The sequence below is a fragment of the Streptococcus infantis genome, from assembly GCF_047464415.1.
Taxonomy (GTDB): Bacteria; Bacillota; Bacilli; order Lactobacillales; family Streptococcaceae; genus Streptococcus; species Streptococcus infantis_AE.
Genome location: NZ_JASHBX010000003.1, coordinates 19,210 through 32,519, shown reverse-complemented (window position 1 = coordinate 32,519; position 13,310 = coordinate 19,210). Strand labels below are relative to the sequence as shown.

General features: G+C 41.6%; 10 protein-coding genes. 8 read left to right on the top strand and 2 right to left on the bottom strand.

The window, feature by feature from the left end; translation table 11 throughout:
• The first annotated feature begins 5 nt into the window (after positions 1–5).
• Genes scpB through yidD form a run of 3 tightly spaced genes read left to right on the top strand, consistent with a single transcriptional unit; the run spans position 6 to position 1,523 of the window.
• Entirely contained in the window at positions 6–575 is a 570-nt protein-coding gene (gene scpB, locus QM460_RS02440; protein ID WP_414289146.1) for an SMC-Scp complex subunit ScpB, read from the top strand.
• Positions 562–1,287 (top strand): pseudouridine synthase, encoded by a 726-nt coding sequence (locus QM460_RS02435; protein ID WP_016466836.1) that lies wholly within the window; start codon positions 562–564, stop codon positions 1,285–1,287. Before scpB ends, QM460_RS02435 begins: the two co-directional genes overlap by 14 nt.
• Entirely contained in the window at positions 1,287–1,523 is a 237-nt protein-coding gene (yidD, locus tag QM460_RS02430) for a membrane protein insertion efficiency factor YidD (RefSeq protein ID WP_414289145.1), read from the top strand. The genes QM460_RS02435 and yidD overlap by 1 nt, the downstream gene beginning before the upstream one ends.
• 97 nt (positions 1,524–1,620) lie before the next feature.
• Here yidD and galE read toward each other — a convergent pair whose 3' ends face one another.
• Positions 1,621–2,619 (bottom strand): UDP-glucose 4-epimerase GalE, encoded by a 999-nt coding sequence (gene galE / locus QM460_RS02425; RefSeq protein ID WP_414289144.1) that lies wholly within the window; start codon positions 2,617–2,619, stop codon positions 1,621–1,623.
• Positions 2,620–2,883: 264 nt separating this feature from the next.
• On the opposite strand from galE, the gene pepA reads away from it, so the two are divergent.
• From pepA to tnpA, 3 genes are all read left to right on the top strand, one after another.
• Entirely contained in the window at positions 2,884–3,948 is a 1,065-nt protein-coding gene (gene pepA / locus QM460_RS02420) for a glutamyl aminopeptidase (RefSeq protein ID WP_414289143.1), read from the top strand.
• Between the two features lie 24 nt (positions 3,949–3,972).
• The gene (locus tag QM460_RS02415; RefSeq protein ID WP_414289142.1) at positions 3,973–4,269 is read left to right on the top strand and encodes a bacteriocin immunity protein; all 297 of its coding nucleotides are present in this window, start codon (positions 3,973–3,975) and stop codon (positions 4,267–4,269) included.
• A 179-nt stretch (positions 4,270–4,448) separates the two neighbouring features.
• Positions 4,449–4,901 (top strand): IS200/IS605 family transposase, encoded by a 453-nt coding sequence (gene tnpA / locus QM460_RS02410; RefSeq protein ID WP_414289141.1) that lies wholly within the window; start codon positions 4,449–4,451, stop codon positions 4,899–4,901.
• A gap of 141 nt (positions 4,902–5,042) precedes the next feature.
• Here tnpA and QM460_RS02405 read toward each other — a convergent pair whose 3' ends face one another.
• Positions 5,043–6,674, bottom strand: coding sequence for a Na/Pi cotransporter family protein (locus tag QM460_RS02405; protein ID WP_049527702.1), 1,632 nt, complete (start codon positions 6,672–6,674; stop codon positions 5,043–5,045).
• A gap of 304 nt (positions 6,675–6,978) precedes the next feature.
• Here QM460_RS02405 and QM460_RS02400 point away from each other — a divergent pair, with 304 nt between their 5' ends.
• Positions 6,979–11,796: an endo-beta-N-acetylglucosaminidase gene (locus tag QM460_RS02400; protein ID WP_414289140.1), complete on the top strand. Its 4,818-nt coding sequence runs from the start codon at positions 6,979–6,981 to the stop codon at positions 11,794–11,796.
• A gap of 236 nt (positions 11,797–12,032) precedes the next feature.
• Positions 12,033–13,232, top strand: coding sequence for a phosphoglycerate kinase (locus tag QM460_RS02395; RefSeq protein ID WP_001096781.1), 1,200 nt, complete (start codon positions 12,033–12,035; stop codon positions 13,230–13,232).
• Positions 13,233–13,310 lie beyond the last annotated feature (78 nt).

Here is a 13,310-nt window from a genome sequence, read left to right as displayed (position 1 = left end):
GAAATATGAGTACTTTAGCAGAAATAGAAGCGCTCTTGTTTGTAGCGGGTGAAGAGGGGATAAGGATTCGACAGTTGGCTGAACTCCTTTCTTTGCCACCGACTGGGATTCAGCAAAGCTTAGAAAAGTTAGTTCAAAAGTATGAAAAAGACCAGGATTCCAGTTTAGCCTTGATTGAGACAGGTGGTGCCTACAGATTGGTAACCAAGCCTCAATTTGCAGCAATTTTGAAAGAATACTCTAAGGCACCCATCAATCAGAGCCTGTCTCGGGCTGCCCTTGAAACCTTGTCCATCATTGCTTACAAGCAGCCTATCACACGGATAGAGATCGATGCTATTCGGGGGGGTAATTCAAGTGGAGCGCTAGCTAAGTTGCAAGCCTTTGACTTGATAAAAGAAGACGGGAAAAAAGAAGTTCTTGGACGCCCTAATCTCTATGTAACGACGGATTATTTTCTGGATTATATGGGCATTAACCATTTGGAAGAGTTGCCCGTGATTGATGAGCTTGACATTCAAGCACAAGAAAGCCAATTATTTGGTGAAAGGATAGAAGAAGATGAGAATCAATAAATATATTGCCCACGCAGGTGTGGCCAGTAGGAGAAAAGCAGAAGAGTTGATCAAGCAAGGCTTGGTAACTGTCAATGGCCAAGTGGTTCGTGAACTAGCAACGACTATCAAGTCAGGCGACAAGGTCGAAGTTGAAGGACAACCAATCTATAACGAAGAAAAGGTCTACTATCTGCTCAATAAACCACGCGGTGTGATTTCCAGTGTGACAGATGACAAGGGTCGTAAGACTGTTGTCGACCTTTTGCCCAATGTTAAAGAGCGTATCTACCCTGTGGGACGTTTGGACTGGGATACGTCTGGAGTTTTGATTTTGACCAATGATGGAGACTTTACAGATGAGATGATTCACCCTCGTAATGAGATTGACAAGGTCTATGTTGCGCGTGTGAAAGGGATTGCCAATAAAGAAAATCTCCGTCCCTTGACTCGAGGGGTTGAGATTGATGGCAAGAAGACCAAGCCAGCTGTTTATGAGATTCTTAAAGTGGATCCAGTTAAAAACCGTTCAGTTGTTCAGTTGACCATTCATGAAGGACGCAATCACCAGGTCAAAAAAATGTTTGAAGCTGTTGGTCTCCAAGTAGATAAACTTTCTCGAACTCGTTTTGGTCATCTAGACTTGACAGGACTTCGTCCAGGAGAATCACGCCGTCTCAATAAAAAAGAAATCAGCCAACTACACACCATGGCTGTAACAAATAATAAATAATGAAAAAAATCTTAATTGCGCCAGTGCGCTTTTACCAACGCTTTATCTCGCCAGCTTTTCCACCGTCCTGCAGATTTGAGCCTAGTTGTTCAAACTATATGATTCAGGCAATTGAAAAACATGGATTCAAGGGAGTTTTGATGGGCTTGGCTAGGATATTACGTTGCCATCCTTGGTCTGAAACGGGTAAAGATCCAGTACCAGACTACTTTTCATTAAAGCGAAATACAAGATAAAATTGGCTTCTAATGTATAAAACACAGATAGATGATACTTGGTATTTATCAAGTGCCATCTATCTGTGTTTTTATTTATTATTGATGTTTCTGTTATTTATTCCAAAATGTTTTTGCCTTCTTTAACACGCCAATGATAATCTGATAAAATAATATCTTCAAGGGAGTAGCTAGCCTTCCAATCAAGATATTTTTTAGCTTTTGATGCGTCTGCTAGGACGCTAGCTGGGTCACCAGCACGGCGAGCAACAATTTCGTGTGGGATTTTTTGATTCAGTAATTCTTCAGCAGTTTTAAAGATTTCTTTGACGGTATAACCTTTTTCAGTTCCTAAGTTAAAGATTTGAGAAGAACTGTCTTCTTGAAATAGGTAGTTCATTCCTTTAACATGAGCCTGTGCAAGGTCCAAGACATGAATGTAATCCCGAATACATGAACCGTCACGTGTATCGTAGTCATCTCCAAATATTTTTAGGCTATCATTTTGTCCCAATGCAGTCTTGTTGATGTTGGGAATGATGTGAGTTGGATTTTTTACACGGAGACCATTTGAAGCATCCATTTCTGCACCAGCTACATTGAAATAGCGGAAAATGACATATTTCCAATCATAACGATTAGCCATCCAGTAAATCATTCGTTCGCCCATCAGTTTTGTCTCTGCATAAGGGTTGACAGGGTCGAGTAGGGTATCTTCAGTTGCTGGCTTGTCAATACAGTTATTACCATAGAGGGATGCAGTCGAAGAGAACATGATTTTTTGAATGCCAACTTCAGATAAGACTTTGAGAACTTGGTTCATACCAGCAACATTGGCAGTGAAGTATTTGCTTGGATTTTCAATACTTTCGCTCACAACAATTTCACCTGCACAATGCAGAACAGCATCAATCTGATTTCCTTCTAAGTAAGCTTTTAAGGCGCTAGCATCATAAACATCCAGTTGTTTAAAGCTAGCACGACTATCTACAGCTGAACGATTTCCTGTAGAGAGGTTATCTAGGACATGAACCCGATATCCAGCATTTAAAAGAGCTTTGACAGTATGTGAGCCAATGTAGCCAGCACCGCCTGTAACAAGAATTGTTTTAGTCATGATTTTTTCCTTTTTCTAATTTTGTTCTATTTTAAAAAATGTAGAAGAAAAAGTCAAATATTTTTTATAGTTTCATAAAAGTAAAGACGTTGGTGTTATAATTTTTTTAGACCTTTCCTCATATACAAGGGAATACTGTTTTACTACTTAGAAAATAAAATAGGATTTGTAGAAAGTGGAAAAGGTACAATTTAGAAATCTAACTTCCTACTACCCTTCTCCTATAAAAAGTGGTAAAATGGTTGAAAGAAAGAAGGGATAGAAATGACAACATTATTTTCTAAAATCAAAGAAGTAACAGAACTTTCCGCTATCTCAGGTCATGAAGCACCTGTACGTGCTTATCTTCGTGAAAAATTAACACCTCACGTGGATGAAGTTGTGACTGATGGCTTGGGTGGCATTTTTGGTATCAAACATTCAGAAGTTACGAATGCACCTCGTGTCTTGGTAGCCTCTCACATGGATGAAGTTGGTTTTATGGTAAGTGAAATCAAGCCAGACGGAACCTTCCGAGTAGTCAGCATTGGTGGTTGGAACCCTATGGTTGTTAGCAGCCAGCGTTTTAAACTCTTTACGCGCCAAGGACGTGAAATTCCAGTCATCTCAGGTTCAGTACCTCCACATTTGACTCGAGGTACAGGTGGCCCAACCATGCCAGCTATTTCAGATATCGTTTTTGACGGTGGTTTTGCGGATAAGGAAGAAGCTGAAAGTTTTGGTATCCGTCCTGGGGACACAATCGTGCCAGATAGTAGCGCAATCCTAACTGCTAATGAAAAAAATATCATCTCAAAAGCATGGGATAACCGTTACGGTGTGCTTATGGTTAGCGAGTTAGCTGAAAACTTGTCAGGTCAAAAACTGGGAAATGAACTTTACCTTGGTGCTAACGTCCAAGAGGAAGTTGGACTTCGTGGTGCCCATGCATCTACAACAAAATTTGATCCAGAAGTATTCTTTGCGGTGGATTGCTCACCAGCAGGTGATGTTTATGGTGGTCAAGGTAAGATTGGTGATGGAACCTTGATTCGTTTCTACGATCCAGGTCACTTGCTTCTCCCAGGCATGAAGGACTTCCTTTTGACAACTGCTGAAGAAGCTGGTATCAAGTACCAATACTACTGTGGAAAAGGTGGAACTGACGCAGGTGCAGCTCATCTGAAAAATGGTGGTGTCCCATCAACAACAATCGGTGTATGCGCTCGTTATATCCACTCTCATCAAACACTTTATGCTATGGACGATTTTCTTGAAGCCCAAGCTTTTCTACAAGCCTTGGTTAAAAAATTGGATCGTTCTACAGTAGATTTGATCAAAAATTACTAAACTAAAAAGATGGAGGTGATAGGTATGGAAGAACCAAACCTAGAAACCTTGATACGGGACCTTTACAATCATGCCCGTAAAAACTTGAGTGAAGATTTAGTGGCTGCACTCCTAGAAACTGCTAAGCAATTGCCCAGCACCAATGAGCGCTTGCTTGCAGTCCGACTTTCAGGGCTAGTCACACTTGAACTCCTCAAGAATCCTAGAACACCAGCGCCAGAGTTAGTTAATCTGGCCCGCTATATCAAAAAGGAAGAAGCAAGGTACAAGGGTGCAGCTGCCTCTTCCTTTATGATTGGAGAGCTATTTAAAATGCTTTGATTCGAAAGAATCAAAGCATTTTTTTATATTTATGTGACTTTCAGTCCGTCTCGCTCCGTGAGATGCGAGACAAATAAACCACCCGCTATGCGGGTGCGCATCGAAGGTTATACCAAAAAAACTCCAAACGCGATACAATAAAGGTGTTCAAGCCAATTGTAAAGCGAAAGGAGAAAACCATGGCACAAAAGACACATAGTTTATCACACACAAAGTGGCACTGTAAGTATCACATTGTGTTCACCCCTAAGTATAGACGAAAAGTCATTTATAATCAATATCGAAGTAGTTTGGGAGAAATATTCCGCCGATTATGTAGTTATAAAGGTGTTGAGATTATCGAGGGCCATTTAATGCATATGTTAGTCAGTATTCCACCGAGGATAAGTGTTTCAAGTTTCATGGGTTATTTAAAAGGTAAAAGTGCACTCATGATGTTTGACAAACACGCTAATCTCAAGTACAAGTTTGGGAATCGGCATTTCTGGGCAGAAGGTTACTATGTGAGTACAGTAGGGCTTAATGAAGCCACAATTAAGAAATATATTCAAGATCAGGAAAAGTATGATATAGCACTAGATAAATTGAGTGTAAAAGAATATGAGGATCCCTTTAGGGATAGTGGTAAGTAATACTCACGCCTCTTTAAGAGGTAAGTGACGAGTCAAGAGCAATGAGGCTTGAACAACGTGAAAGCCAGCGTCTTTAGGCGCTGGCTGGTAATTTGGGCTTATAGCCCTGGTTCAAACCACCCGTTAGACGGGTGGTCATGATTAAATTTGTTCAGCCAAAACCTTTTCAGCAAGGTTCATAGCGTGGTCTGACACACGAGTATAGTGTGAAATGATATCGATAAAGTTGACACCTGCTTGGGTAGAACATTCACCATTGTTTAGGCGCTTGATGTGAGTCTTACGAAGGACACGTTCCATCTTGTTGATGGCTTCATGGCGTTCAATAAGAGCTTGAGCTTTTTCAAGGTCATTGTTTTCAACACTTTCAAGAGCATCTTTAACGAAATCGCTTGTTTGACGGTAAATCTCTTCCAACTCTTCTAGGGCTGAGTTAGAGAATTGAACATTCTTGCGTTGCAAGTAGTCGTTAAGATTAATCAAAGCTTCAGCGTGGTCACCGATACGTTCCAAGTCACGAGAAGAGTCAAGGATGTTGGTTAAGACTTCACTCTCTTTTTGGCTCAATGCTTCACTAGATAGACTAATGAGGTAACGTGTTAATTTCTCGTCGATTGTGTTGATAGCTTCTTCAGTCTTGTGTCCTTTTTCTGCGACTTTTTCATTAGAATTGATAATGTAGTCGTAAGAGAGGTCAAATGCTTTAACCGCATAGTTTCCTAAGTGCAAGAGTTCTTTCTTGGCATTTCCTAGAGCGATAGAAGGAGCTTGCTTGATGAGTTGTTCATCCAGATAAAGTGGTTCGTATTTAACGACTTCGTCTTCACCAGGGATTAGCTTAGTAACAAAGTAAGCCAGAGCACCGATGAATGGGAATTGTACAATGGTGTTACTTACGTTAAAGGCACCGTGTGAGAAGGCAATCGTCATCTCAGGTGAGAGGTGAAGTAGTGCCTGGAAGTACTCGATCATCGAAGTGAATGGGCCTAACAAGATTAAGCAGAGGATGGTTCCTAAAACGTTAAAGGTAACGTGTGTTGCTGCAACCCGTTTAGCAGAGATGTTTGCTCCGGCTGCTGCGATAATAACCGTTAAGGTTGTACCGATATTATCTCCGAATAGGACTGGTAGTGCCCCTTTGAGATCGAGGAATCCACCTGCATAAAGACCTTGTAGGATCCCGATGGTTGCAGAAGAAGCCTGAATCAGAACGGTAATAACTGCACCAGCCACAACTCCCAAGATAGGATTTTGACCCAAGGTAACCATGTATTCCTTAAACTGAGGCAAGTCTTTAAGAGGGCTCATCCCAGCACTAATGAGGTTAAGGGCATAGAAGATACCACCCACACCAAAAAGGATACGTCCAATATTATTTGCAGTACGGTTTTTTGTAAAGAATAAGAACATGGTTCCAAGGAAAATCAAGGGTAGGGCATACTCGCCAAGTTTGAAACCGATGATGAAGGACGTTACGGTCGTTCCAATATTGGCTCCCATGATAATCCCGATGGCCTGTCTAAGGGTGAGGAGACTAGCACTGACTAGTCCAACCGTAATAACCGTTACACCTGTACTTGACTGGATTAGGGCAGTGACGACAATCCCGACTAAAACCCCTAAGAAGGGATTACTTGTGTACTTGTCAATGTAATATCGAAGGCGGTCTCCAGCAGCTTGTTGCAAACCGTCTCCCATGGTCTTGATACTATATAAAAATAGACCCAGACCACCTAAAAAGTGAAAAATAATTTCCTGCCAATTAATGGACATTTTCTTTTTCCTCCGAAAAATAATCGCGGAATTTCTCCCATTCTATTTTAAAGGATAAAAGTAAATCTAACAAGTAGTAAATGCTCTTTTTTTGAGAAAAATGTTGATTTTATTCGAAAAATGGTCAATGATTGTCTAATTTATATTAATTCTTCACTTCTTTATAGTTCTTGAAGGGCTAGTGTTGACTCTTTTTCTAAATATCGTAAAATAAAAATGACCTGTTCTGTATATTTTTGGAACAGCTACTTTTTTAATTCAAAAATAAAGCGCTTACTTTTACGGAAAGTCAAAGGAGAAAAAGATGAAGAATCCATTTTTTGAAAAACATTGTCGCTATAGTATTCGGAAATTGTCAGTGGGTGCCTGCTCATTGATGATTGGTTCAGTTCTATTTGCAGGTCCAGCTTTGGCTGAAGAGTCTGTCGTTCCAGAAAATGGGGCAACAACTACAGCAGTAGCTTCAGAGCAACCGTCAACCACTACTCCAGCAGAAGCAACCACACCAGCACCAGAAGTATTGAAGGAGCTGGAAGCGACGGAAGATAAGACAAGCGAGCAGCCTGTTTCAGAAGAGAAACCAAGTTTGGATCAATTGACTGCAGCTGATAAGGAAGCAACTAATCCAGTTGCTGAAACGCCTAAGGCTGAAGAAACGCCTGCTACTACAGAAAATAAGCCAGAAGAAAAAGCTACTGTCGCTGACGTTCCTAAGAAAGAAGAAAAAAGTCTTCGACCAAAAGAAATTAAGTTTGACACCTGGGAAGATTTGTTGAAATGGGAACCAGGTGCCCGTGAAGATGACGCTATTAACCGTTCTTCAGTTGAATTGGCTAAACGTTACCGTGGACATGTAGTCAACGAAAAAGCCAATAAGGACGCCAAGGTTGAAGCTCTTGCCAATACCAACTCTAAGGCTAAAGACCACGCTTCTGTAGGTGGTGAAGAGTTTAAGGCCTATGCTTTTGACTACTGGCAATACTTGAATTCCATGGTCTTCTGGGAAGGGCTTGTTCCAACTCCAGACGTGATTGATGCTGGTCACCGTAATGGTGTTCCTGTATTAGGAACTTTGTTCTTTAACTGGTCTAACAGTATTGCAGACCAAGAAAAATTTGCTGCAGCCCTTCAACAAGACGAAGACGGAACATTCCCTATCGCTCGCAAGTTAGTTGATTTGGCTAAATACTACGGCTTTGATGGTTACTTTATCAACCAAGAAACAACAGGTGATATCGTAACGCCCCTTGGTAAGAAGATGCGTGACTTCATGCTTTATACCAAGGAATATGCTGCCAAAGTCAACCATCCTGTCAAGTATTCTTGGTATGATGCCATGACCTATGAATATGGTCGTTATCATGAAGACGGACTAGGCGAGTACAACTATCCATTCATGCAAAAAGAAGGAGACAAGGTTCCTGCAGATCACTTCTTTGCCAACTTTAACTGGACCAAAGAGAAAAATGACTATTCTGTAGCTATGGCCAAATGGCTAGAACGCAGTCAGTATGATGTTTTTGCAGGTTTGGAATTGCAACAAGGTGGTTCTTACAAGACAAAAGTGAAATGGGATGCCCTTTTTGATGAGAATGGCAAACTTCGCTTATCACTTGGACTTTTTGCCCCAGATACTATCACGAGTCTTGGGAAAACAGGTGAAGACTATCATAAGAATGAAAATATCTTCTTCACAGGTTACCAAGGAGATCCAACTGGCCAAAAACCAGATGACAAGGACTGGTACGGGATTGCTAACCTCGTAGCTGACCGCACACCAGCAGTAGGCCGTACCTTTACAACATCCTTTAACACAGGACATGGGAAGAAGTGGTTTGTAGACGGTAAAGTTTCCAAGGATTCTGAATGGAACTATCGCTCTGTATCTGGTATCTTGCCTACATGGCGTTGGTGGCAAACATCTTCAGCTGCTAAACTCCAAGCTGACTATGACTTTGAAGATGCCTACAATGGCGGTAACTCACTCAAATTTGCAGGTGATTTAGCCGAAAATACCAACCAAGATGTTCGTCTTTACTCTACAAAACTGGAAGTAACAGATAAAACAAAACTTCGTGTTGCCCATAAAGGTGGTAAGGGAAGCAAGGTTTATGTAGAATTTGCGACTCAGAAAAACTATACTTATGGTGGTGAGAATGCTCGTAAAGAACTGACTCTATCCGACGATTGGACAAAAGACGAATTTGACTTGAGTGCCTTGGCAGGTCAGACCATTTACGGTATCAAACTTACTTTCGAAAATACTGCTGCTCTTAAGGATTATCAATTTAACTTGGGTGAGTTGACCGTGTCAGATAATCAAGAGGCTCCTCAAGCACCAACAGCTCTTAAAGTAGCCAAACAATCTCTCAAAAATGCCCAAGAAGCGGAAGCCATTGTCCAATTTACAGGTAACAAAGATGCTGATTTCTATGAAGTTTATGAGAAGGATGGCGATGCTTGGCGTCTATTGACAGGTTCATCTGCTACTACGATTTATCTTCCCAAAGTTAGCCGTTCAGCTACTGCGACTGGAACCAGTCAAGAGTTGAAGGTTGTCGCAGTTGGTAAGAATGGCCTTCGTTCTGAAGCTGCAACCACAAACTTTGACTGGGGAATGACGGTCCAAGATACCAGTCTTCCAAGACCTCTAGCAGAAAACATCGTTCCAGGAGCTACTGTTATCGGAAGTACCTTCCCAAATACAGAAGGCGGCGAAGGTATCGAAGGTATGTTGAATGGTACGATCACCAGCCTATCTGATAAATGGTCTTCTGCTCAGTTGAGTGGTAGCGTTGATATCCGTTTGACACAACCACGCCGTGTCGTTAGATGGGTCATGGACCATGCCGGTGCTGGTGGAGAATCTGTTAATGACGGCTTGATGAATACGAAGGACTTCGACCTCTACTACAAGGATGAAGCTGGAGAATGGAAACTAGCTAAAGAAGTTCGTGGCAATAAAGCCCATGTTTCAGATATTACTCTTGATAGTCCAATTACGGCCCAAGACTGGCGTTTGAATGTTATCACATCTGACAATGGAACACCATGGAAAGCTATTCGTATCTACAACTGGAAGATGTATGAAGCTCTTGATACGGAGAGTCAAAACATTCCAATGGCTAAAGTGGCAGCGCGTGTCCTAACGGACAATAAGATTCAGCTTGGATTCTCAGAAGTTCCTGCTGGGGCAACCATCACAGTTTATGACAAGGCAGATTCACAAACTCCAATCGCTACCTTAAATACAGCAGTTGGAGGGGATTTGGCGACAGAACCATTGAGCTTTGAAAAACGTCCGAGCCTTCTTTACTATCGTACACAATTGCCAGGTAAAGAAATCAGTAATACTCTTGCTGTAACGATTCCTCGGGATGATAGAAAGATTAAGTCTGTCAGTCTAGAAGCGACACCTAAAAAGACAAGTTACCAAGATGGCGAGGAATTGAATCTCAAAGGTGGTCTTCTCCGTGTCAAATACGAAGGGGAAGAAGCAGATGAAGTCATCAACCTTAGCCATGCAGGTGTTGTAGTCAACGGTCACCGTCACGGCGAGCAAGAGTTAACAGTGACCTATCTTGGTCTACCTGTTGCAGGAAGCTTTAAGGTTCAAGTGACAGGTGAAGAAGCTGGTCCAAAAGAAGTCGCAGCCTTGTATATTAGCAAGCAACCAAAAATTGATTACTTTGTAGGCGATACTCTTGACTTATCAGAAGGACGTTTCAAGGTCTTGTATGATGATGAAACGGAGACTGAACATAACTTTACAGACCAAGGAGTCGAAATTACAGGCTATGATGCTCAAAAAACAGGCCGTCAAAAACTTCAGTTACACTATCAAGGACAAACTGTCGACTTTGATGTTCTAGTATCACCTAAAGCGGCTGTCAACGACGAATATCTGAAACAAGAAATCACATCTGCTCAAGGACGCAAAGAAACAATAGCTTATACATTTGCTGATGCAGCAAAACAAGCAGCTCTAGTTGAGAAGATTGAAGCAGCGAAAGCGATATTAGAAAATCATGATGCTAGTCAAGAAGCAGTCAACCAAGCCTTGAATGACTTGAAACAAGCTGGTACTGAATTGGATGGCAATCAACGTTATCAAACTGCTAGAGAAGAATTGGAAAGCTTGCTCGAATCCGTCATTGAAAAAGATCCTCAATCTGAGTTGATTGCGGAAGCTGAAGCTTTGTTGTCTTCACAAACGCCAACTCCAGAAGCATTTGCAAACCTCAAGGAAGAACTCAATAAAAAACTCCTTGTTAAAGAAAGCCATCATGTGGGTAGCTTAGAAGAAGGTGAAACTGCGCCAACAGTTGAAGCACTACCTGAATTAGTGGTTGAGACAGAAACTCAAGCCTTCGAGCGTCAAGAACGTCCGTCAGGAGACCTCTTATTGGGTGAACGACGTCTCGTTCAGGCTGGTGCAGAAGGACAAATCCGTCATTTGATTGAAGTGGATGCCAAAGGCAACCGTACTCTTCTTCAGACAGAAGTCGTCAAGGAAGCAGTGGCAGAGATTACTGAGGTTGGTACTAAGATTGGTACTAAGATTGAAAGTAGCACTCAACCGCTTGACGGTCCAAAAGTCTTAGAAGTTAAGAAACCAAGCTTGGTTGTGGAAGAAGAAGTTCTTGCCTATGGACATGAAGAACGAGTAAATCCTAGCCTCCCAGTAGGAGAACGTCGCTTGGTTCAAGTAGGAGTTGCAGGCCTTCGTAGAAACCTTGTAGAGATTGATTCTGAAGGACATCGCAGTCTTAAGGGGACAGAAGTTCTCAAGGAAGCCGTAACTGAAATTGTTGAAGTCGGTAAAAAAGTAGTTAAAGTACCAGGTGACAGACCAGTTACACCTGCTCCAGCTACTCAAGATACTAAGAAGGAAACTACAAAAACAGAACCTAAAACTGAAACATCCGTTGCGTCAGTTCAAGTAAGCCAAGCAGCGAAGCAAGAACCAGCAAAAGCAGAAGCACAAGTACAAGCTGAAAAGACTGAAGGAAAACAACTTCCAAATACAAGTGCAGAAGTAGATGCAAACCTCCTAGCCCTTGGCTTGGTCGGAGTTTTAGGTGGCTTTGGACTTCTCGCTCAAAAGAAAAAAGAAGATTAAGATAGAGAGTGTATCTAACACTGACTTCATATAATAAAAAGATTTGACTTTTAAGTGTCAAATCTTTTTGTATAGGGGAGGAGAATAAAAATGGCAGAGTATTCTGTCGTAGTTACAAGCACTGTCCTTACTTAGTCGAGAAAAATTGTTGTGGATAAAAGTTTAAGGTTTTGCTATCTCTTTTATTGATTTTGTGATATAATTAACACGTAAAAAAAATTAAGGAGTCTTTCCAAATGGCAAAATTGACTGTTAAAGACGTTGAGTTGAAAGGGAAAAAAGTTCTCGTTCGTGTTGACTTCAACGTTCCTGTAAAAGATGGCGTGATTACTAATGACAACCGTATCACTGCAGCTCTTCCAACTATCAAGTACATCCTTGAACAAGGTGGACGTGCGATTCTTTTCTCTCACCTTGGACGTGTAAAAGAAGAAGCAGACAAAGCTGGTAAATCACTTGCTCCTGTAGCTGCTGACTTGGCTGCTAAATTGGGTCAAGAAGTTACTTTCCTTCCAGGTGTAACTCGTGGTGCTGAATTGGAAGCAGCTATCAACGCTCTTGAAGATGGACAAGTTCTTTTGGTTGAAAACACTCGTTTTGAAGATGTTGACGGTAAGAAAGAATCTAAAAACGATCCTGAACTTGGTAAATACTGGGCATCACTTGGAGATGGTATCTTCGTAAACGATGCATTCGGTACAGCTCACCGCGCACACGCATCTAACGTTGGTATCTCAGCAAACGTTGAAAAAGCAGTCGCTGGATTCCTTCTTGAAAACGAAATTGCTTACATTCAAGAAGCAGTTGAAGCTCCAGAACGTCCATTCGTGGCTATCCTTGGTGGTTCAAAAGTTTCAGACAAGATCGGTGTTATCGAAAACTTGCTTGAAAAAGCTGATAAAGTTCTTATTGGTGGTGGGATGACTTACACATTCTACAAAGCACAAGGTATCGAAATCGGTAACTCACTTGTAGAAGAAGATAAATTGGATGTTGCGAAAGCTCTTCTTGAAAAAGCAAACGGCAAATTGATCTTGCCAGTTGACTCAAAAGAAGCGAACGCATTTGCTGACTACACTGAAGTGAAAGACACTGAAGGTGAAGCAGTTGACCCAGGTTTCCTTGGTCTTGACATCGGTCCAAAATCTATCGCTAAATTTGACGAAGCTTTGACTGGTGCTAAAACAGTTGTATGGAACGGACCTATGGGTGTATTTGAAAACCCTGACTTCCAAGCTGGTACAATCGGTGTGATGGACGCTATCGTGAAACAACCAGGCGTTAAATCAATCATCGGTGGTGGTGACTCAGCTGCCGCAGCTATCAACCTTGGTCGTGCAGACAAGTTCTCATGGATTAGTACGGGCGGAGGCGCTTCAATGGAACTTCTTGAAGGTAAAGTTCTTCCAGGACTTGCAGCTTTGACTGAAAAATAAGAATATAAAAAAGGAGAACTCAGCTTCTCCTTTTTTTGCGCTCTTTTAAAGTATGGGAGTACCGAGGGATAATTGGAC